The organism is Allobosea sp. LjRoot9 (genome assembly GCF_964252745.1).
In the GTDB taxonomy this organism is placed as follows: Bacteria; Pseudomonadota; Alphaproteobacteria; order Rhizobiales; family Beijerinckiaceae; genus Allobosea.
Window position 1 is genome coordinate 118,043 of record NZ_CAXUPC020000006.1, and the last position, 18,956, is coordinate 136,998.

19 protein-coding genes are annotated in these 18,956 nt (G+C 66.0%); 12 read left to right on the top strand and 7 right to left on the bottom strand.

The features are described 5' to 3' along the window. Window positions 1–290: 290 nt before the first annotated feature. Window positions 291–1,343, top strand: a complete 1,053-nt coding sequence (gene speB, locus ACSQ3P_RS22030; protein ID WP_436167622.1) for an agmatinase — start codon at window positions 291–293, stop codon at window positions 1,341–1,343. Further along, window positions 1,340–1,825: an Lrp/AsnC family transcriptional regulator gene (locus ACSQ3P_RS22035; protein WP_436167623.1), complete on the top strand. Its 486-nt coding sequence runs from the start codon at window positions 1,340–1,342 to the stop codon at window positions 1,823–1,825. Before speB ends, ACSQ3P_RS22035 begins: the two co-directional genes overlap by 4 nt. 108 nt (window positions 1,826–1,933) lie before the next feature. Here ACSQ3P_RS22035 and ACSQ3P_RS22040 read toward each other — a convergent pair whose 3' ends face one another. After that, entirely contained in the window at window positions 1,934–2,395 is a 462-nt protein-coding gene (locus ACSQ3P_RS22040) for an Lrp/AsnC family transcriptional regulator (protein ID WP_436152454.1), read from the bottom strand. On the opposite strand from ACSQ3P_RS22040, the gene ACSQ3P_RS22045 reads away from it, so the two are divergent. Further along, window positions 2,394–3,527, top strand: a complete 1,134-nt coding sequence (locus tag ACSQ3P_RS22045; RefSeq protein WP_436167624.1) for an ornithine cyclodeaminase family protein — start codon at window positions 2,394–2,396, stop codon at window positions 3,525–3,527. The genes ACSQ3P_RS22040 and ACSQ3P_RS22045 overlap by 2 nt on opposite strands. Before the next feature lie 169 nt (window positions 3,528–3,696). On the opposite strand, the gene ACSQ3P_RS22050 is transcribed toward ACSQ3P_RS22045, so the two are convergent. Next, window positions 3,697–4,353, bottom strand: coding sequence for a TetR family transcriptional regulator (locus tag ACSQ3P_RS22050; protein ID WP_436167625.1), 657 nt, complete (start codon window positions 4,351–4,353; stop codon window positions 3,697–3,699). Window positions 4,354–4,465: 112 nt separating this feature from the next. Between ACSQ3P_RS22050 and ACSQ3P_RS22055 the strand changes: the two genes are divergently transcribed. Both ACSQ3P_RS22055 and ACSQ3P_RS22060 read left to right on the top strand, forming a co-directional pair. Next, window positions 4,466–5,053 (top strand): isochorismatase family protein, encoded by a 588-nt coding sequence (locus ACSQ3P_RS22055; RefSeq protein WP_436167626.1) that lies wholly within the window; start codon window positions 4,466–4,468, stop codon window positions 5,051–5,053. A 30-nt stretch (window positions 5,054–5,083) separates the two neighbouring features. Then, the gene (locus tag ACSQ3P_RS22060; RefSeq protein WP_436167627.1) at window positions 5,084–5,434 is read left to right on the top strand and encodes a DUF1330 domain-containing protein; all 351 of its coding nucleotides are present in this window, start codon (window positions 5,084–5,086) and stop codon (window positions 5,432–5,434) included. Between the two features lie 138 nt (window positions 5,435–5,572). Here the strand turns inward: ACSQ3P_RS22060 and ACSQ3P_RS22065 are convergent, their stop codons facing one another. Next, on the bottom strand, window positions 5,573–6,436 hold the full coding sequence (locus tag ACSQ3P_RS22065) for a DMT family transporter (protein ID WP_436167628.1): 864 nt from the start codon (window positions 6,434–6,436) through the stop codon (window positions 5,573–5,575). Window positions 6,437–6,521: 85 nt separating this feature from the next. Here ACSQ3P_RS22065 and ACSQ3P_RS22070 point away from each other — a divergent pair, with 85 nt between their 5' ends. Next, a complete protein-coding gene (locus ACSQ3P_RS22070; RefSeq protein ID WP_436167629.1) occupies window positions 6,522–7,946 on the top strand; it encodes a PLP-dependent aminotransferase family protein in 1,425 nt (474 codons plus the stop codon). Between the two features lie 74 nt (window positions 7,947–8,020). Here the strand turns inward: ACSQ3P_RS22070 and ACSQ3P_RS22075 are convergent, their stop codons facing one another. After that, window positions 8,021–8,692 carry a spermidine synthase gene (locus tag ACSQ3P_RS22075; RefSeq protein ID WP_436167630.1) on the bottom strand — a complete coding sequence of 224 codons (672 nt, stop codon included), beginning with the start codon at window positions 8,690–8,692 and terminating at the stop codon, window positions 8,021–8,023. A gap of 290 nt (window positions 8,693–8,982) precedes the next feature. Between ACSQ3P_RS22075 and rocD the strand changes: the two genes are divergently transcribed. From rocD to ACSQ3P_RS22100, 5 genes are all read left to right on the top strand, one after another. Continuing rightward, window positions 8,983–10,203 (top strand): ornithine--oxo-acid transaminase, encoded by a 1,221-nt coding sequence (gene rocD, locus ACSQ3P_RS22080; RefSeq protein ID WP_436167631.1) that lies wholly within the window; start codon window positions 8,983–8,985, stop codon window positions 10,201–10,203. Between the two features lie 477 nt (window positions 10,204–10,680). Continuing rightward, window positions 10,681–11,925, top strand: a complete 1,245-nt coding sequence (locus ACSQ3P_RS22085) for an MFS transporter (RefSeq protein ID WP_436167632.1) — start codon at window positions 10,681–10,683, stop codon at window positions 11,923–11,925. 198 nt (window positions 11,926–12,123) lie between these two features. Next, window positions 12,124–12,903 carry a transporter substrate-binding domain-containing protein gene (locus ACSQ3P_RS22090; RefSeq protein WP_436167633.1) on the top strand — a complete coding sequence of 260 codons (780 nt, stop codon included), beginning with the start codon at window positions 12,124–12,126 and terminating at the stop codon, window positions 12,901–12,903. Between the two features lie 74 nt (window positions 12,904–12,977). After that, window positions 12,978–13,706 (top strand): ABC transporter permease, encoded by a 729-nt coding sequence (locus ACSQ3P_RS22095; protein WP_436167634.1) that lies wholly within the window; start codon window positions 12,978–12,980, stop codon window positions 13,704–13,706. Beyond that, window positions 13,703–14,419 carry an ABC transporter permease gene (locus tag ACSQ3P_RS22100; protein WP_436167635.1) on the top strand — a complete coding sequence of 239 codons (717 nt, stop codon included), beginning with the start codon at window positions 13,703–13,705 and terminating at the stop codon, window positions 14,417–14,419. The genes ACSQ3P_RS22095 and ACSQ3P_RS22100 overlap by 4 nt, the downstream gene beginning before the upstream one ends. A gap of 27 nt (window positions 14,420–14,446) precedes the next feature. Here the strand turns inward: ACSQ3P_RS22100 and map are convergent, their stop codons facing one another. After that, the gene (map, locus tag ACSQ3P_RS22105; RefSeq protein ID WP_436167636.1) at window positions 14,447–15,196 is read right to left on the bottom strand and encodes a type I methionyl aminopeptidase; all 750 of its coding nucleotides are present in this window, start codon (window positions 15,194–15,196) and stop codon (window positions 14,447–14,449) included. A gap of 147 nt (window positions 15,197–15,343) precedes the next feature. Between map and ACSQ3P_RS22110 the strand changes: the two genes are divergently transcribed. Continuing rightward, window positions 15,344–16,210: an NAD(P)-dependent oxidoreductase gene (locus ACSQ3P_RS22110; RefSeq protein WP_436167637.1), complete on the top strand. Its 867-nt coding sequence runs from the start codon at window positions 15,344–15,346 to the stop codon at window positions 16,208–16,210. Window positions 16,211–16,411: 201 nt separating this feature from the next. Here the strand turns inward: ACSQ3P_RS22110 and ACSQ3P_RS22115 are convergent, their stop codons facing one another. Beyond that, window positions 16,412–18,076 carry a TRAP transporter large permease gene (locus ACSQ3P_RS22115; protein WP_436167787.1) on the bottom strand — a complete coding sequence of 555 codons (1,665 nt, stop codon included), beginning with the start codon at window positions 18,074–18,076 and terminating at the stop codon, window positions 16,412–16,414. A gap of 206 nt (window positions 18,077–18,282) precedes the next feature. Beyond that, entirely contained in the window at window positions 18,283–18,882 is a 600-nt protein-coding gene (locus ACSQ3P_RS22120) for a TRAP transporter small permease subunit (RefSeq protein WP_436167638.1), read from the bottom strand. Between the last annotated feature and the right edge of the window lie 74 nt (window positions 18,883–18,956).

An 18,956-nucleotide genomic window follows, 5' to 3' on the forward strand; every position in this document is an offset into this window, starting at 1 on the left:
ACGGGTTTGCCCCCATCCTGCGATGTTTCAGGACAATGATGGCTGGCGGCAGCAATCATCAAGGCCGGGCGCATTGTTCTTTGGTGCAACGCGCTCTTGTGTGCGGCCCTATACTTGCACGTTTTTCTAGCACATCTCCCCAAACATCCCGTGACCGTCGAGCAATCCTGTGGGCTCGACAATTGCGCCTGGAACATGGCACGGCTGCGCCGGGAGCGCATGAAACTTTTCACGCATGCGGTCAACCTCCGCGCGATCTCAAGCGGACGAAATTGCGAAAGGCGCGCAAGATGGACCAGGACAAGCTAGCCAGCCTGAGGGCGCGCTATGCCGGCGCGAGCGGGGCCGATATCCACGATCCGCGCTTCGCCAAGGTCGCCGCCGACCAGTTCAAGGGCGACAAGCGCAAATGGCCCTTCTCCGACGTCGCGACCTTCATCAGCGCGCCCTATAGGCCCGATGCGCTGAGCCTGCCCGATCTCGGCGGCCTCGATGTCGCGATCGTCGGACTGCCGATGGATCTCGGCGTCACCAACCGCGCCGGCACGCGGCTCGGGCCCCGCGCCGTGCGCGCCGTCGAGCGCATGGGGCCGATGGACCATGTCCTGGGCACGGCCCCCTTCGGCATGCTGAAAGTGGCCGATATCGGCGACGTGCCGTTCCGCTCGCGCTATTCGCTCGAAAGCTGCCATGAGGACATCGAGGCGACCTTCAAGACCATCGTCGCAGCCGGCGTCTCGCCGCTCGCAGTCGGCGGCGATCATTCGATCACCTATCCGATCATGCGGGCGGTCGGCGAGAAGCGCCCGGTTGGCATGGTCCATATCGACGCCCATTGCGACACTTCGGGGCCCTATGAGGGCTCGAAATTCCACCATGGCGGCCCGTTCCGGCAGGCGGTGCTCGACGGCGTGCTCGATCCCGCTCGCGTGATCCAGATCGGCATCCGCGGCGGGGCCGAATATCTCTGGGAGTTCTCCTATGAGAGCGGCATGACCGTGATCCATGCCGATGAGGTCGACGCGCTCGGGCTCGACGCCGTCATCGCCAAGGCGCTTGCCGTCATCGGCGACGGGCCGACTTACGTCTCCTTCGATGTCGATTCGCTCGATCCGGCGTTTGCGCCCGGCACCGGCACGCCCGAGGTCGGCGGGCTCACCCCGCGCGAGGCGCTCGCCATCCTGCGCGGGCTGAAGGGCTCAAACATCGTCGCCGCCGACGTGGTCGAGGTCGCGCCGCAATATGATGCGACCTCCAACACGGCCCAATGCGCGGCGCAGGTGCTCTTCACCGAATTGTGCCTGATCGCGGAAGCCCGCGCCCTGGGCAAGGGCAGGCCGTGAAGCGCAGGACGCTGACGCTCGACGCGATCGACCGCCGGATCATCGCGGTCCTGCGCGGGGAGGGGCGCATCACCAACCAGGCCCTCTCCGAGCGGGTCGGGCTCTCCGCCCGGCCCTGCCTCGAGCGCGTGCGAAAGCTGGAGGCGTCCGGCCTGATCCGGGGCTATGGCGCGCGTCTGGCGCCCGAGCTTGCCGGCCACGCCATCGTCGCCTTCGCCCAGATTTCGCTGCGCGACCACTCGGTCGGCCGGCGCGAGCGCGTCGAGAAGGTGCTGAAGAGCTGCCCCGATGTCGTCGAGGTCCAGGTCGTCAGCGGCGAGGCCGACTATCTCGCCCGCATCGTGGCGGGCTCGCTGGCCGATTATGAGGAATTGACCGGCGCCTGGCTCGCCGACGCGCAGCTCGGCGTGGCGAGAATCGCCACCACCTTCGCGCTCAAGGCGCTGAAGGAGTTCGAGGGTTATCCGCTGGGCGAGGACTAAGCGTTTTCGAGCGAAGTGGCTGCCGGTTTGCGTGAAGACAACGCGTTAAAACAAAGAGCAGCAGCTGTTGAACGATCCAATTGGATCGGAAATTGCTCTAGGCCGGCGTCAAAGCGGCAGCAGCGCATCGGGCTTCACATCGCCGATCGATGCGTAGCTGTGCGTCTCCCTGACGCCCGGAAGCGGCAGGATGACCCGCTGCAGGAATTCCTGAAACGTCGCCATGTCGGCGATGCGCGCTTTGACCAGATAGTCGAAACCGCCGATCACCATATGGCATTCAATGATTTCGGGCGCCTTCGCGACAGCCTCCGCGAAGCGGTCGAAGACATGCGGGGCGGTGTGATCCAACCTGACCTCGATGAAAACGAGCGTGCCGCGCCCGATCTTCGACGGTTCGAGCACGGCCCGGACGGCGCGGATGAAGCCTTCGCTGAACAGGCGCTTGATCCGCTGCGACGCTCCCGTCGGCGACAGCCCGACGCGCTGGGCGAGATCGAGCACGGTGCGGCGGCCGTCCTCCTGCAACAGCCCGAGCAGCAGCCGGTCGACGCGGTCAAGATCGCTCATGTTGGATTCGCACTTATCCGGGGTTGATTGCGTGATAATCGCGCAAACGAAGCGAAATCATCATATTTCATCGCGCTGCTTTGCCGCAATACCGTTGAAAGGCACTAAGCGCCGAAACGGAACCAAGGCAACCAACATCATGGACAGCACACAAGCTGCATCGAGCAATCACGCAAAAGGCGAGATCGAGCTTCTTTCGCTGAGCGAAGCGGAGATCAAAGACTGTATCGACCTGCGCAAGCTGCTCGATGCGTTGGCGGAGGGCTTCAAAGCCCTTTCCGGTGGCCGCGTCGTCATTCCAGCGCGGCCACAACTCGACATTCCCGATGTAGGCTATTCGCTGGCGATGCCGGCCTGGACCGCGGGCATGCATCTGACCGTAAAGCTGGTCAACGTCTTCGAAGGCAATATCGCCCGGGGCATGCCAAGCCACCTCGCGACGATCCATCTCTTCGATCCGGAGACGGGAATGCCCGTCTGCATCATGGATGGAACCTATATCACGGCGGTGCGCACCTCCGGCTCGGCCGTGCTCTCGGTGCGCGAGCTCGCCAGGCGCGATGCCAGGATCGCGACCGTCGTGGGTGCCGGTGTCCAGGCGAGCCAGCACCTCAACCTGTTGCCGCTCGTTCGCGATTTCGAGGAAATCCGGGTATTCTCGAAGAACTTCGCCGATGCGCAGGCGCTGGCTTCGCGCCATGCAGGTGTCACGGCCGTCGCGGATATCGAGGCCGCCGTGCGTTCTTCGGATGTCGTATGCCTCGCGACGCACTCATACGTCCCCGCAATATCCGCCGAATGGGTCCAGCCGGGAACGCATGTCTCCTCGGTCGGCGTGGCGCCGCCGGGCGGCGAATTGCCGATCGACCTCATCGCCCGCGGCAGTCTCTTCGTCGAGGCGCGGGATGCCTTCGCGCCGACACCGGTGGGCTGCTGCGAACTTGCCGATATCGATCCCGCAGCAGGCACCGATCTTGGCGCGATGCTGCTGGGACGACGACCGGGCCGGACATCGGACCGGCAGATCACGATCTACAAGGCCATGGGGGTTGCCATGGAAGACATGGTGGCGGCCGACCTCGCCTACCGCGAAGCCAGGCGCCAGGGTGTCGGCCGAGCCATGTTTCTTTAGCCTCCACGGCAGCAGCGCCATGCACCATCCGCGTGGCGCTGCTGCGGACTGGAATGAGGGTCGCAAGCCGACAGGGCGGTGCCTTCTTCGCATGCCGCCCTGCGGCGAATTACCAAGTCCTGTTGCCCTGACAACGGATCGGCTACGCGGCTCGACATGAGCCAGCCGGTCAAGCCGTCTCCTGCGTAGCCGCGAGATGCCGCCGCAGCATCTCGCGCAGCTCTGCAACCGCAGGGTCACGGATGGCGAGATCATCGTCGGCGCGCAGCATCGCCGCCATGCGGATCAGATGCAGGATCAGAGCGGCCAGAGGCGCGAGCCGTTCGCGCGGCAGCGGCGGCTCGATCGTCTGCAGCAGGCCGGCAATGCCGCCGCGCAGCCGCGCCCGCGCCTGCTTCTTGACCACTGGGTCGAGGCTGCGGCGCTCGCCCAGCACGAGGAAGGCCGGATTGGCCTCGAGATAGACCAGCAGGCGCTGGAACAAGTCGTCGATGATCCCGTCGCTCGCCGCGCCGTGCTCGCTCGCAGCACCTTGCGCCTCGGCGGCGAGGTTGTCGAAGACGGCGGCAAGGCTGTCGAGATGGCGGGCATGCAGCGCCGCCGCCAGATGCTCCTTGGTCGGGAAGAACTGATAGAGCGAGCCGATCGAGGCCTTGGCGCGCCGCGCGATCTCGGTCGTGGTCGCCGCCTCGTATCCAGCCTCAGCGAACACGGCGGATGCGGCGTCGAGCAGGGCGCAGACGCGCTGCACGCCGCGGCCGCGGCTGGGCGCCTTGGTGATCTTGGCAGTCTTGCCCGCGCTTGCGCTTGACTTTTGTGAGTCCATTCTCATAAATCATAAATGTGAGGATTACCTCATATTGACGAGCGCCGCCTGGCTCAAGCCTGCAACTGGCCCGAATCTGCCCGGCGCGACGCCCCGGCTTCCGGAGATCACCATGACCTTTCATCTCGACCCTGGCAAAACCGCTCTTATTCTCATCGATGTCCAGAACGGCACGCTCGCCATGCCGCTGGCGCCCTATGACCGCGCCGCGCTCGTCACGGCGACGCAGCGGCTCGGGCAGGCTTTTGCGGCAGCCGGAGCGCCGATCGTGATCGTGACGATCGCGTTCTCGCAGGACGGCGGCGACCGGCTCGCGCAGGCCGTCGACATGCCCATGCAATTGCCGGCTGGCGGGCCACCTCCCGGCTGGTCGGAACTGGCGCCCGAGATCGCCGCGCTGCCGGCCACGGTCAGCATCGTCAAGCGCCAATGGAGCGCGTTCTTCGGTACCGAGCTCGACCTGCAATTGCGGCGGCGTGGCGTCAGCAGCATCGTGATCGGCGGCATCGCCACCAATTTCGGGGTCGAATCGACGGCACGGGATGGCTGGCAGCATGGCTACGCCGTCATCGTCGCGCAGGATGCATCGACCTCGCTGGGCGCGGAGATGCATGAATTCGCCCTTACCAAGACGCTGCCGCGCGTTTCGCGCATCCGCAGCAGCGCCGACATCATCGCCGCGCTCGGGCAAAAGGCCTGAGTGGGCGAGCTATCCGGGAAGGAGCACGGCATGGCGCGCGCTTATGTGATCTCCGACGTGACCCTCCGGGATGGCGAGGCGCTGGCGGCCTACCGGGAGCTGGCAGCCCGGTCGATCGCGGCCTTCGGCGGGCGCTATCTCGTGCGCGGCGGCGAGATCGGCGTGCTGGAAGGCGATTGGCGGCCGAGCGCGATCGTGATCGCCGAATTCGTGGACGCCGCGACCGCGCGGGCCTGGTACGGCTCGCCGCTCTATGCTCAGGCGCTCGCCTTTCGCCAGGAGGCGCTGACGCGCAACCTCATCCTGGTCGAAGGCGTCGCGGATGCAGATGCGCTGCCGCTGCGCGCCGCCGCCTTGGACGAAGGCCGGTCCGGGCTGTAGGCTGCGACGTGATCGAAGCTCCTGCTCGGGACGGCGCGGACGTGGTCCGACCCAAAAGCAGCTTCATGACGGGTCACCTGACAATGGCACGCGTGGGGCTGCCGATTGGGCGGTCAGATCGGCGCCAGGCCGGAGGCGCTAGCTGGCGTATTTCTTGGCGCCTGCGACGCAGGCGACGACCGCGACGGTCACGAGCACCATCAGGGAGTTGACCTGCTCGCCAAGCAGCGTCGCCGCGAGCGTCAGGCCGAAGAACGGCTGCAGCAGTTGCAACTGTCCGACAGCCGCGATCCCGCCCAGCGCCAGCCCCCGGTACCAGAAGACGAAGCCGATCAGCATGCTGAACAGCGAGACATAGGCGAGGCCGATCCAGGCCGGTTCCTTGACCGCTGCGAAGGAGGCCGGCCAAGTGAATGCGGTCAACAGCATCATCAACGGCAAGGACAGGACCAGCGCCCAGGAAATGACCTGCCAGCCGCCGAGCTTGCGCGACAATGCCGCCCCTTCCGCATAGCCGAGACCGCAAACCAGGATCGCCGCCAGCATGAGAAGGTCTCCGGTCGAGGACGCCGCCACACCCTGAAACAGGGCAAAGCCGGCGACGAGGGCGCTCCCCAGGCAGGAAAACACCCAGAAGGCCGCGCGCGGCCGCTCGCCGCCGCGAAGCACGCCAAACAGCGCCGTCGCCAGAGGCAACATGCCGATGAAGACGATGGAGTGTGCCGAGCTCACATGCTGCAGGGCCAGGGCGGTCAACAAGGGGAAGCCGACCACGACGCCGAATGCGACGATGATGAGCGACAGCAGGTCGCTCGTCTGGGGCCGCTTCTCGCGGAAGATCGCGAGCAGCAGCAGCGCCAGAACGCCGGCGATCGCGGCGCGTGCCACGGTCAGAAAAATCGGATCGAAATCCATCACCGCCACGCGTGTCGCGGGCAGCGAGCCGCTGAAGATGATCACGCCCAGCAATCCGCTGATCCAGCCGCTTGTCGCCTTGTCCATCTCATTCTCCGAAAGCCGGGCGGACTATTCGGGAAATCGGGCTCGCCGAGCAAGGGACGATTGGGTACAATCTGGATAAACCGTCATGCTCACTGGAGCAGTACAGATGATGCGCGCGACACGAAGGCCGGATGAGACGCTGACCGAAGCCGTCGCCAGTGAGATCCGCAACCGGATCAACACCCGCGCCCTCAAACCCGGGGCCAGGCTCCCGTCCATAAGGGCGTTTGCCGATATGATGGAGGTGTCGAAATCCACCGTCGTCGAGGCTTATGAACGGCTATCGGCCGAGGGCACGATACGGGCGCGCAAAGGCTCCGGGTTTTATGTGGATGCCCCCCTTGCACCGCTTTCACTGGCCGATATGGGCCCGAAACTCGACCAGGAAGTCGATCCGCTCTGGATTACGCGGCAATCGCTCGGCCGCAATGAAGAGCTTCTCAAGCCTGGTTGCGGCTGGCTGCCGCCGTCATGGCTCCCGCATGATGCCATTCGTCGCGCATTGCGATCGCTGTCCCGGGCCGAGGCGGCAGTGCTGACCGACTATGGCACGCCGCTTGGATTGCCCGCACTCAGGCAATTGCTCGCCAGGCGCATGCACGCCCAAGGCATCGAAGTGTCGTCCGACCAGATCATCTTGACGGAGTCCGGCACGCAATCGCTCGATCTGATCTGCCGGTTCCTGATCGAGCCCGGCGATACCGTTCTGGTCGACGACCCCTGCTACTTCAATTTCCATGCGCTGCTTCGCGCGCACCGGGCAAAGGTCGTCAGCGTTCCCTATACGCCGGCAGGCCCGGACCTGGAGCTGTTCGAGCGCGTCCTGAGCGAGCATCGGCCGAGGCTCTACATCACGAATTCCGGCATCCACAATCCAACCGGTGCGACGCTCTCGCCGATCATCGCACATCGCCTCCTCAAGCTCGCCGAACGGACGGAGATGACCATCGTCGAGGATGATATCTTCGCCGACTTCGAGGTGGCTGCAACGCCCAGGCTCGCCGCCTTCGACGGCGTGGAGCGCGTCGTCTATTGCGGCAGCTTTTCGAAAACGCTCTCGGCCTCCGTGCGCTGCGGCTTCATCGTCGCCAAGCCGGCCTGGATCGACGGCCTGAGCGACCTCAAGATCGCCACGACATTCGGCGGCGCCAGCCTGTCGGCGGAGCTGGTGCTGTGTTTGATGACGGATGGCGATTACAGGCGCCATGTCGACGGCCTGCGCACGCGGCTTTCCCGCGCGCGCACTGAGACGGCAGGCAAGCTGCGCGAGCTCGGCATCAATCCCTGGATCGATCCGCAGGCCGGCATGTTTCTCTGGTGCCGGCTGCCTGGCGATATCGATGCCGCCGATGTCGCGCGCCGCGCTTTGGCCGACAATGTCGTTCTGGCGCCCGGCAACGCCTTCAGCCTCTCGCAGACGGCCCGCGGATACATGCGTTTCAACGCCGCGCAATGTGGGGAAAATCGGGTTTTCTCCGCTGTGCGCAAAGCGCTTCATGCGGCAGCGTGACCGGCAGACGGAGCCGGTCGCGAGCTTCTAACGCTCTGATCCAGCGCACGCACCGCTTGCCTGGAGCCCGACCGTCAGCGCCGCGCCGCCAGCCAGATCACATGCCGGGCGCCGCTGCGGCCCTTATGGGCCCGCACCATCTTCTCCTCGACCGAAAAACCCGCCTGCCGCAGTCTCTGCGTGAAGCGGCGGTCCGGGCCTTGCGACCAGACGGCGAGCACGCCGCCGGGGCGCAAGGCCTGGCGCGCGACATGCAGGCCCGCATCGCTGTAGAGCCCGTCATTGGCCGGTATGGTCAGCCCTTCCGGGCCATTGTCGACATCGAGCAGGATGGCGTCGTAGCGCGCAGGCGCGGCGGCGATGGCAGCGCCGACATCGGTGACCGTCACGCTGACGCGGGGATCGTCGAGACAGCCCGCGAAGACCTCCGCCATCGGCCCCTTCGCCCAGGCGACGACCTCGGGCACCAGTTCTGCCAGCTCGACGCTGGCTCCGGGCCCGAGAACCTGTAGCGCCGCGCGCAGGGTGAAGCCCATGCCGAGCCCGCCGATCAGGATCTGGGGCTGCGGCGCATCCCGCAATTGCGCGCAGGCCAGCGTGGCGAGTGCTTCCTCGGAGCCGCTGAGCCGGCTGTTCATCAACTCGATCGTGCCGAGCATGATCGAGAATTCGCTGCCGCGCCGCTTCAGCCTGAGCTCGCCCTGGCCGGGCAATTTCGCGCTGTCGATCAGGGTCCAGGGGATCACGGGCTAGGGTCTCACGGCGGGGCAGGGGGGTGGCAGGTATGGCTATAGCCTTGTCGCGGCGACGCGGCGAGCCTGGCCCACCTGGTCCTGTCGTGCGAACGACAGATTCGGCTGCGTTCTTCGGACATCCCGGACATGTTCGGCTGCTCCTGCGGGCCTATCCTCGTGCCCAGAGCGTTTTCGAGCGAAGTGGATACCGGTTCGCGTGAAGAAAACGCGTCAAAACAAGAATCTAGAGCAATTGAACGATCCAACTGGATCGGACATTGCTCCAGCGAGGGAGAGCCGCCATGAACGCCATCGACCGGGAACAGGCCGTCTGCGCGCAGAATTATGCGCCGCTGCCGATCATGCTCTCCCATGGCGAGGGCGTCTGGCTGACCGATACCGCCGGCGTCCGCCGCCTCGACATGATGAGCGGCTATTCCGCCGTCAGCCTCGGCCATGGCCATCCGCGCATCCTGAAGGTGCTCTCCGAACAGGCGCGCAAGCTCGCGGTCACCAGCCGCGCCTTCCACACCGAGCCGCTCGGCCCGTTCCTGGCCAAGCTCTGCGCGGTCTCCGGGCAGGAGATGGCGCTGCCGATGAACACCGGCGCCGAGGCCGTCGAGACCGCGATCAAGGCGGCGCGGCGCTGGGGCTATCGCGTCAAGCGCATTCAAGACGGCGCAGCCGAGATCATCGTCGCGGCCGGGAATTTCCACGGTCGCACCACGACCATCATCGGCTTCTCCTCGGAGGAGAGCTATCGCGACGGCTTTGGCCCGTTCACGCCGGGTTTCGTCACCGTGCCCTTCGGCGATGAGGCGGCGATGGCGGCCGCGATCACGCCCAACACCGCCGCGATCCTGATCGAGCCGATCCAGGGCGAGGCCGGCATCGTCGTGCCGCCGCCCGGCTATCTGCGCGCGCTGCGTGCGCTCTGCGACCGGCACAATGTCCTGCTCATCCTCGACGAGGTCCAGTCGGGGCTTGGCCGCACCGGGCGCTGGTTCGCGCATCAGCATGAGGGCATCCGCGCGGACGGGCTGATCGTCGGCAAGGCGCTGGGCGGCGGGGTCTACCCCGTCTCGGCCTTCCTCTCCTCGCGGGCGGTGATGAGCCTGTTCGAGCCCGGCTCGCATGGCTCGACCTTCGGGGGCAATGCGCTCGCCGCCGCGATCGGGTTGGAAGCGCTTGCCGTGATCGAGGAGGAGCGCCTGGTCGAGCGCTCGGCAGAGCAGGGCGCTTATATGAAGGCGCGGCTGGAGGCGATGAGCGCGGGCCTAGCCCGTTCCGTGCGCGGCCTCGGCCTCTGGGTCGGCGTCGAGATCGATCCCAGGGCCGCTTCCGCCAAGGCTCTGGTCAAAACCCTGGCCGGGGCCGGGGTGCTGACCAAGGAGACGCATGAAACCGTCATCCGCTTCGCTCCGCCTCTGACCATCACGCGCGCCGAGCTCGACTGGGGGCTCGCCCGCTGCGAGGCGGTGTTCAAGGAGGCGATAGCCTCAGGAGCCAGGGCGGCCGCCTGAGCGCCGCGCATCGCATATGGGGCTATCGCATTTGCCCCCCACAGCCCTCATCCTTCGAGGTCTGACATGAATGGGCGAAAGGCGCGGGGAACCCTTCTCCTGCATCGAAGTCGGGTTTACCCGACTTCGACACTTTGAGTGCTGATCTCGGGCAAGCCCGAGATCAGTGAGAAGGGCAGGGATGAGGTGTCGGCCCCTTGACCAGCGAGACGCCGAGCCGACCGTATGAGGCGGTAAGGGCTCGCTGCACGCGGCGAACGGCCTACACCTCACCCTGCCCTCTCCTTACAGGAGAGGGTTCTCTGTCGAGGGTCCGGTGTCATTCAAAATGGGCGCGGGAGGCACATCCCCATCATGCGATAAAGGCATGGCTCGTCCCGCCATTGCCTGTTGATCCGGCGCGGGCAGCATGGGTAACACTCATGCTGCGCTGCAGCGCGATTGCTGCGCTGCCGGTATAGGGAAGGGACGACATCCATGACGGCCGCGACCGAGACGCGCCATGCCGACATCGCCGTGGCGGTCGGCCAGCCCTCGACGCATCTGGCGCTCGTCCTGTTCGCGCTCGCCATGGGCGGGTTCGCCATCGGCACCACCGAATTCGCCGCGATGAGCCTGCTGCCCTTCTTCTCCAGGGGGCTGGGCATCGACGAGCCCATGGCGGGGCATGTGATCAGCGCCTATGCGCTGGGCGTCGTCGTCGGCGCGCCGATCATCGCGGTTCTGGCGGCGCGGATCACGCGCCGCACCCTGCTGATCGGTCTGATGAGCGTCTTCGCCGTGGCCAATCTGCTGAGCGCACTGGCGCCGAGCTATGGTTGGATGCTCGCCTTCCGCTTCCTCAGCGGCCTGCCGCATGGCGCCTATTTCGGCGTGGCGGCGCTGGTCGCAGCCTCGCTCTCCCCGCCCAACCGGCGCGCCCAGGCCGTGGCGCGGGTGATGCTGGGCTTGACGATCGCCACCATTCTCGGCGTGCCGCTCGCCAACTGGATGGGCCAGGCTCTCGGCTGGCGCTGGGGCTTCGGCATCGTGGCGCTGCTGGCGGTCTCGACCGCGCTCCTGGTCTACGCCTTCGTGCCGCGCGATCGCTTGCAGCCGGGCGCCAGCCCCTTGCGCGAGCTCGGCGCGCTGAAGCGCCGACAGGTCTGGCTGACGCTCGGCATCGGCGCGATCGGCTTCGGCGGCATGTTCGCGGTCTACACCTATGTCGCCTCGACCTTGCTGGAGGTGACCCAGGTTTCGCCGGCGCTGCTGCCGATGGTGCTCGCCATCTTCGGGCTCGGCCTGACGGCGGGCACGCTCATCGGCGGCTGGGCGGCGGACAAGGCGACCATGCCGGCCGCCGGCGCGATGCTGCTCTGGAGCGCGGCTTCGCTCGCGCTCTTTCCCATCGCTGCCGGCAACATCTGGGCGATCTCGCTGGTGGTCTTCCTGATCGGCTGCGGCGGCGGGCTCGGCATCGTGCTGCAGACCCGCTTGATGGACGTGGCCGAGGATGCGCAGACGCTTGCCGCCGCGCTCAACCACAGCGCCTTCAACACCGCCAATGCGCTCGGTCCCTGGCTCGGCGGCATGGCGATCGCGGCCGGCTATGGCTGGACCTCGACGGGCTGGGTCGGCGTCGCGCTGGCGCTGGGCGGGCTCGCCGTCTGGCTGATTGCGCTCCTCGACGACCGTCTCAATGCGGCCGCGCGTCGCTCGCGCGCCCATCTCATCGGCTGAAGCAGCAGGCCGTTTTTCGCGGGGTGGCTGATTTTCCCAATGAAAACAGCGGATTGATCTGCGGAATAATTGGGCGCGCCGGCCCATAAAAGGCGCGCATGCCCACTTGCGGCAAGGATGCAAGATCGCCCAATCTATGAGCACAAGCTGGACCAGGGAACTCGAAACGCCCGGCCGGCCGAACCTGTGGGAGGTACTATGAAAGGTTTCGTTCGTTTCATCGCCGCGGCCGCGTTGACGGTCGTCGGCGCGACCGGCGTTCTGGCGCAAGCCAAGGAGTGGAAGGAGATCCGGATTGGCACCGAAGGCGCCTATCCCCCCTTCAACAACCTCAACGCCAAGAAGGAGCTGGAAGGCTTCGAGATCGACTACGGTAATCTTCTCTGCGAGAAGATGAAGGTGAAATGCAGCTGGGTCGTCCAGGACTGGGACGGCATCATCCCGGCGCTGCTCGCCAGCAAATACGACATCATCATCGCCGGCATGAACGCCACCGATGAGCGCAAGAAGCGGGTCGATTTCACCTCGGTCTACACCAAGACCCCGATCTGGATCATCGGGCCGAAGACCACGACCTCGACCGACGTCTCGCCGACCGCGCTCAAGGGCAAGGCGATCGGCGTCCAGGGCTCGACCGTGCACGCCAACTTCGTCGAGAAGATCTACAAGGACTCGACCGCGCGCCCCTATCCGACGCAGGAGGAGGCCAACCTCGATCTGCTCAGCGGCCGGCTCGACTACATCATCGCCGACTCGCTCTCGCTCGAGGATTTCCTCAACGGCAAGGGCAAGGATTGCTGCAAGCAGATCGGTGTGATCGAGCGCGATCCCGCGATCCATGGCGCCGGCGTCGCCGGCGCGGTGCGCAAGGAGGATGCTGCGCTGAAGGAGATGTTCAACAAGGCGATCGCCGAATCGCTTGCCGACGGCTCGCACAAGAAGATCGCCGACAAGTATTTCAAGATCCCGATCCTCTGATCGGGCCGGCCTGATCGACCGGCGCGGGTTCTCCGCGCCGGCTCACACCTTCAGCCCCGAGCACCGGCTGCTTCATGTTCGACAAGTTCGCTTTGCTCGGCTTCGGCCCCGGCGGCTGGGGTCTTCCTCTGCTCCAGGGCGCCGGCATCACCATCTCGATCGCGCTTGCGACCCTGCCTTTCGGCCTGGCGCTCGGCCTGATCGTCGCGCTCGGCAAGCGCTCGGAGAAGATCGTTCCGCGCTGGCTGGCGACGGTCTACGCCACGGTTTTCCGCGGCGTGCCCGAATTGCTGACGCTCTACATCATCTATTTCGGCATCCAGGTGGTGCTGCAGGAGCTCTGGCAGCGGCTTGGCCTGCCCGGTAATTTCTCGATGCCGCCCTTCGTCGCGGGCATGGTCGCGCTCGGCGTCGTGCTCTCGGCCTTTTCCAGCGAGGTCTGGGTCGGCGCGTTGAACTCGATCCAGAAGGGCCAGCGCGAGGCCGCCGCCGCGCTCGGGCTGTCCCGGAGCCAGGCCTTTCGCCTGATCGTGTTTCCGCAGCTCATCCGGGTGGCGCTGCCCGGGCTCGGCAACAACTGGATGGTGCTGCTGAAGGAGACCTCGCTGGTCTCGGTCATCACCTTGCCCGACATCATGTTCATCACCACGCGCGCCAATGTCACGACCAAGGAGCCGTTCCTGTTCTTCGGCGCGGCGATGCTGATCTATCTCGCCTTTTCGCTGGCCTCGGCCTGGGGCGTGGCGAAGCTGGAGGCCCGCAGCAATCGCGGCATCGCCGCCTTCGGGGGCGCGACGCGATGAACTGGTGCGAATATCCCGGCTGGCTCCTCGGCAGCGAGGTCTTCCAGAACTATGGCTGCCGCATGGCCGGCGGCCTCTGGATCACCACCGAGCTGGTCGTCATCTCCGTCGTGATCGGCTTCATGCTGGCCGTCGGGCTCGCCATTGCCAGGCTGTACGGGCCGCGCTGGGCGCAAATCTCGATCAACGGCTACACCACCTTCTTCCGGGGCACGCCGCTGCTCTGCCAGCTCTTCCTGATCTATTACGGCCTCGGCCAGTTCCGCCTGTTCTGGCAGGATGTCGGGCTGTGGTGGTTCTTCCGCGAACCGTTCTATTGCGCGCTCTTCACCTTCACCATCAACACCGCCGCCTACCAGGCCGAGATCCTGCGCGGCGCCATCCAGTCGATCCCGCGCGGCCAGTTCGAGGGCGCGCTGTCGCTCGGCCTGCATCGCTGGGCGACCTTGCGCCATGTCATCATGCCCCAGGCGATGATCCTGGGGCTGCGCCCGCTCGGCAATGAGTTGATCGTGATGATCAAGTCGAGCGCGGTCGCCTCGCTGGTGACGCTTTACGATCTGATGGGTGCGACCAAGCTCGCCTTCTCCCGCTCCTTCGACCTGACGATCTATCTCTATGCGGCGCTGATCTATCTCGTGCTGGTCGAGGTGATCAGGCGCATCTGGGACAGGGTCGAAATCAGGCTGACGCGACATATGGCGCTGCGCTGACGGGGCGCTGCGCCGGCGCCACGGCCATCAACCCGGCAATGTCAGGACCAGCGGCCCGTTCGTCGTCGCCACGACGGTATGCTCGTACTGGACCGTCGGCGCGCGCGGCTCGCCATAGAGCGTCCAGGGGTCGTCGCCGCTCTCGGCCCAGTTCGCGCCCAGCGACAGGAAGGGCTCGACCGTGAAGACCAGGCCGTTATGCATCAGGCGGCGTTCCGAGCGCTCCGGCCAGGTCGCGATCTCGGTCGGCTCTTCATGCAGCGAGCGGCCGACGCCATGGCTCGCCAGGTTGCGGACCAGCGTATAGCCGTTCTTCCCCGCAAAGCGGCCGATGGCCTGCCCGATCCCGGCGAGCGGCTTGCCGGCGCCGACCTGGCCGAGCCCGGCCCAGAGCGCGCGGCGGCCGTCGCGGCACAACCGCTCGGTTCGGCGCGAGACCGGCGGCACCGCAAAGGAGGCGCCCGTATCGGAGAAGAAGCCGTTCTTCTCGGCGGAGACGTCGATATTGACGAGATCGCCGGCGGCGATCCGGCGCGGGCCGGGAATGCCGTGAGCGATCTCCTCGTTCACGCTGATGCAGGTCGCGCCGGGAAAATTATAGGCGAGCTCCGGAGCCGGGCGGGCGCCGGCGCTTTCCAGCGCCGCGCGGCCGATCTGGTCGAGCTCGGCCGTGGTCATGCCGGGTTCGAGCGCCTTGCCCATCGCCGCCAGCGTATTGGCGACGATGCGGCTGATCTCGCGCAACTCCTTCAGATCGTCATCATTGGATATCGTCATGGCCGCATGCCCTATCCGCTCCGGCGGCGGGCGACAACATGCGGTGCCCATTGCGTGCATGAGCGGGACACGGGCGCGCTGCTTTTCAGTTGGCCCGCCGCGCGCTAAGCCGGTTCCGGCATTTCAAGAAAAGCAGCGGAGCGGAACATGACCAAAGTCGCCTTCCTCGGTCTCGGCGTGATGGGCTATCCCATGGCCGGCCATCTCAAGGCCAAGGGCCACGAGGTCACGGTCTACAACCGCAACCCGGCCAAGGCGAAAGCCTGGGTCGCCCAGCATGGCGGCACCAGCGCGCCGACCCCGGCCGCGGCGGCCAAGGGCCAGGAGATCGTCTTCGCCTGCGTCGGCAATGACGATGATCTGCGCTCGGTGACATTGGGCGAGGGCGGCGCCTTCTCTGGCATGGAGAAGGGCGCGATCTTCGTCGACCACACCACGGCTTCCGCCGGCGTCGCCCGCGAGCTCGACGAGGCTGCGACCGCGGCCGGCTTCGGCTTCATCGATGCGCCGGTCTCGGGCGGCCAGGCCGGCGCCGAGAACGGCGTGCTGACGGTGATGTGCGGTGGCGAGCCGGAGGTCTATACCCGCGCCGAGCCGGTGATCGCGAGCTTCGCGCGCATGTGCAAGCTGATGGGCCCGGCCGGCTCCGGCCAGCTCACCAAGATGGTCAACCAGATCTGCATCGCCGGCCTCGTCCAGGGCCTGTCGGAGGGCGTCCATTTCGCCAAGCGCGCCGGGCTCGATGTCGAGGCGATGCTGGAGGTGATCTCCAAGGGCGCGGCCGGCTCCTGGCAGATGGAGAACCGCGGCAAGACCATGAATGCCGGCAAGTTCGATTTCGGCTTCGCCGTCGACTGGATGCGCAAGGATCTCGGCATCGTGCTGGAGGAGGCGCGCCGCAACGGCGCGCAGCTGCCCGTCACCGCGCTGGTCGACCAGTTCTACGCCGAAGTCCAGAAGATGGGCGGACGGCGCTGGGACACCTCGAGCCTGATCGCGCGGCTCGAGGACTGAGCGGCGTCTTCGCTGCACCCGTCATTGCGGGCGTGAGCCGAAGCAATCCAGAGGGCTGGGCTCCACGTCCCCCCTGGATTGCTTCGTCGCTGCGCTCCTCGCAATGACGGCCAGGAAAGCGGCGACTTAAGAAAAAGGCCCCGGATCGCTCCGGGGCCTTCCACGTTTTGAGGGCCGCGCCTTTGGAAAGCGCTGTTCGCCTCAGTTCAGGTTGAGCTTCGGCGGGGCGTTGAGGTCGAGCCCCGGAAGGCCGCCGGAGCCGCCGAGGCCCGGGATCTGGATCGAGTCGAACTGCTTGTCGATCGACTTCTGGTCGAGCTGCACGGCCGACGCCTTGTAGTGCATCACCATGCTCGGGAAGACCACGACGAGCGCGACCATGATGCACTGGATCACCACGAAGGGTACGGCCCCCCAATAGATCTGCGCGGTCGTGACCGGATCCATCATCTTGGAGGTCACCTTGTCGCGATAGGGGTTCTTCGGTGCCACCGAGCGCAGGAAGAACAGCGCGAAGCCAAAGGGCGGGTGCATGAACGAGGTCTGCATGTTGACGCCCAGGATGACGCCGAACCAGATCAGGTCGATGCCGAGCTTCTCCGCGGCGGGGCCCAGCAGCGGCACCACGATGAAGGCGAGCTCGAAGAAGTCGAGGAAGAAGGCGAGCAGGAACACCATCACGTTGACGACGATCAGGAAGCCCGTCGCGCCGCCCGGCAGGCCGACCAGCAGATGCTCGACCCAGACATGGCCGTTGACGCCGTAGAAGGTCAGCGAGAACACGCGCGCGCCGACCAGGATGAACAGCACGAAGGCCGAGAGCTTGGCGGTTGATTCGGTCGCCTGCTTGAGCAGGTCGAAGGACAGGCGCCGCTTGCCGAAGGCGAGCAGGATCGCGCCGGCCGCGCCCATCGCGCCACCTTCGGTCGGGGTCGCGAGGCCGATGAAGATCGTGCCGAGCACCAGGAAGATCAGCGCCAGCGGCGGCACCATCACGAACACGACCTGCTCGGTCATGCGCGAGAGCAGGCCCAGGCCCAGCCATTTGTTGGTGAGCGCGATCACGAAGGACACGCCCACCGCGATCGACATGGTCAGCACCACGAAGTCGGCGCCGGCGCCGACCTTGGTGAAGTACTTCATATAGGCGATGGCGATGCCGAAGGAGAGGATCGTCACCACCAAGAGCGAGCGCCGCCGCGTCTGGCCGTCGGAGTCGCGCAGGGTCTGCGCCTCCGGCGGCAGGCCGGGCGCGCGGTCGGGATAGACGATCGTCACCAGGAAGACATAGCCGGCATAAAGGCCCGCCAGCACGAGGCCGGGAATGAAGGCGCCCTCATACATGTCGCCGACCGAGCGGCCGAGCTGGTCGGCAAGCACGATCAGCACGAGCGAGGGCGGGATGATCTGCGCCAGCGTGCCGGAGGCCGCGATGACGCCAGAGGCGAGGCGGCGATCATAACCGTAGCGCAGCATGATCGGCAGCGAGATCAGGCCCATCGAGATGACTGAGGCCGCGACCACGCCGGTAGTGGCCGCCAGCAGCGCGCCGACGAAGATGACCGCATAGGCGAGGCCGCCGCGGATCGGCCCGAACAATTGGCCGATCGTGTCGAGCAGGTCTTCCGCCATGCCGGAGCGCTCCAGCACCAGCCCCATGAAGGTGAAGAACGGGATCGCCAGCAGCACGTCGTTGTTCATCGTGCCGTAGATGCGTTCCGGCAGCGCCTGCAGGAAGTTCTCCTGGAACAGCCCGAGCTCGATGCCGACGATGGCGAAGAACAGGCCGTTGGCGGCGAGCGCGAAGGCGACGGGATAGCCGAGCAACAGGAACAGCACGAGCGCCGCGAACATCACCGGCGCCATGTTGACGCGCAGGAAATCGCCGAGGCCGGCCGCCTGGGCGTCACCGGTATGGAGGCTGAAGAAGGCGGTGACGGTGAGCGCGACCAGAAGGCCGGCGCCGCGCGCGAGGCGGGATGCGGTCATGGAAGGGGTCCGGACGTCTCTGGAGGTCTCTGCGCGGCCAGGAGTTTTCACGAAGCCGAGTTGCTTCCCGAAGCCAAGGTTCTTCACGAAGTCAGGCCTTGAGCCTTGGCCTGGTCGAGCAGGCGCTGGGCTTCGGCCTCGGCCGCGGCGGCGTGGCCGCGCAGCGTCTCGTCGTCTTCGAGATCTCCCCGCATGATCGCGATCTGCTTGATGATCTCGGAGACGCCCTGGAAGGCGAGCATCACGAAGCCGATGAACAGCAGGCCCTTGGCCGGCCATTGCGGCAGGCCGCCGGCCGAGAGCGATTGCTCGCCGATCACATAGGAACGGGTGAAGAAGGGCCAGGAGTGGTAGATCATCAGCACGCAGAACGGCATCAGGAAGAGCGTGTGGCCGATCAGGTCGATCCAGCGCTGCACGCTCTTGGGCAGCTGGCTGTTCACGATGTCGATGCGGATATGCTCCTTCACCTGCAGCGTCCAGGAGGCGCAGAGCAGGAAGACCGCGCCGAACAGCATCCATTGCAGTTCGAGCCAGGCATTGGACGAGACGTTGAAGAGCTTGCGGACGATCGCATTGATTGTCGCGACGATGACGGCGAGCAGGATCAGCCAGGCCACTTTCCTGCCGATCTGGCCGTTGATCGTGTCGATCACGCGGCTGACCTTGAGTAGTCCTTCCACGTCTATCCTCCCGAAGCGCGCAACATCCCGCCTGTGTCCCGCTTATGGCGGGTATGCAGCGCTGTTATATCAAG

Coding starts and splice junctions, on each gene's coding strand:
- rocD (WP_436167631.1), top strand. CDS start 8,983: ATGAACGCCATCGACCGGGAACAGGCCGTCTGCGCGCAGAATTATGCG.
- ACSQ3P_RS22115 (WP_436167787.1), bottom strand. CDS start 18,076: ATGGCGCCGGTGATGTTCGCGGCGCTCGTGCTGTTCCTGTTGCTCGGC.
- ACSQ3P_RS22090 (WP_436167633.1), top strand. CDS start 12,124: ATGAAAGGTTTCGTTCGTTTCATCGCCGCGGCCGCGTTGACGGTCGTC.
- ACSQ3P_RS22040 (WP_436152454.1), bottom strand. CDS start 2,395: ATGAGCGATCTTGACCGCGTCGACCGGCTGCTGCTCGGGCTGTTGCAG.
- ACSQ3P_RS22110 (WP_436167637.1), top strand. CDS start 15,344: ATGACCAAAGTCGCCTTCCTCGGTCTCGGCGTGATGGGCTATCCCATG.
- ACSQ3P_RS22050 (WP_436167625.1), bottom strand. CDS start 4,353: ATGGACTCACAAAAGTCAAGCGCAAGCGCGGGCAAGACTGCCAAGATC.
- ACSQ3P_RS22065 (WP_436167628.1), bottom strand. CDS start 6,436: ATGGACAAGGCGACAAGCGGCTGGATCAGCGGATTGCTGGGCGTGATC.
- ACSQ3P_RS22055 (WP_436167626.1), top strand. CDS start 4,466: ATGACCTTTCATCTCGACCCTGGCAAAACCGCTCTTATTCTCATCGAT.
- ACSQ3P_RS22100 (WP_436167635.1), top strand. CDS start 13,703: ATGAACTGGTGCGAATATCCCGGCTGGCTCCTCGGCAGCGAGGTCTTC.
- speB (WP_436167622.1), top strand. CDS start 291: ATGGACCAGGACAAGCTAGCCAGCCTGAGGGCGCGCTATGCCGGCGCG.
- ACSQ3P_RS22095 (WP_436167634.1), top strand. CDS start 12,978: ATGTTCGACAAGTTCGCTTTGCTCGGCTTCGGCCCCGGCGGCTGGGGT.
- ACSQ3P_RS22060 (WP_436167627.1), top strand. CDS start 5,084: ATGGCGCGCGCTTATGTGATCTCCGACGTGACCCTCCGGGATGGCGAG.
- ACSQ3P_RS22070 (WP_436167629.1), top strand. CDS start 6,522: ATGCTCACTGGAGCAGTACAGATGATGCGCGCGACACGAAGGCCGGAT.
- ACSQ3P_RS22045 (WP_436167624.1), top strand. CDS start 2,394: ATGTTGGATTCGCACTTATCCGGGGTTGATTGCGTGATAATCGCGCAA.
- map (WP_436167636.1), bottom strand. CDS start 15,196: ATGACGATATCCAATGATGACGATCTGAAGGAGTTGCGCGAGATCAGC.
- ACSQ3P_RS22085 (WP_436167632.1), top strand. CDS start 10,681: ATGACGGCCGCGACCGAGACGCGCCATGCCGACATCGCCGTGGCGGTC.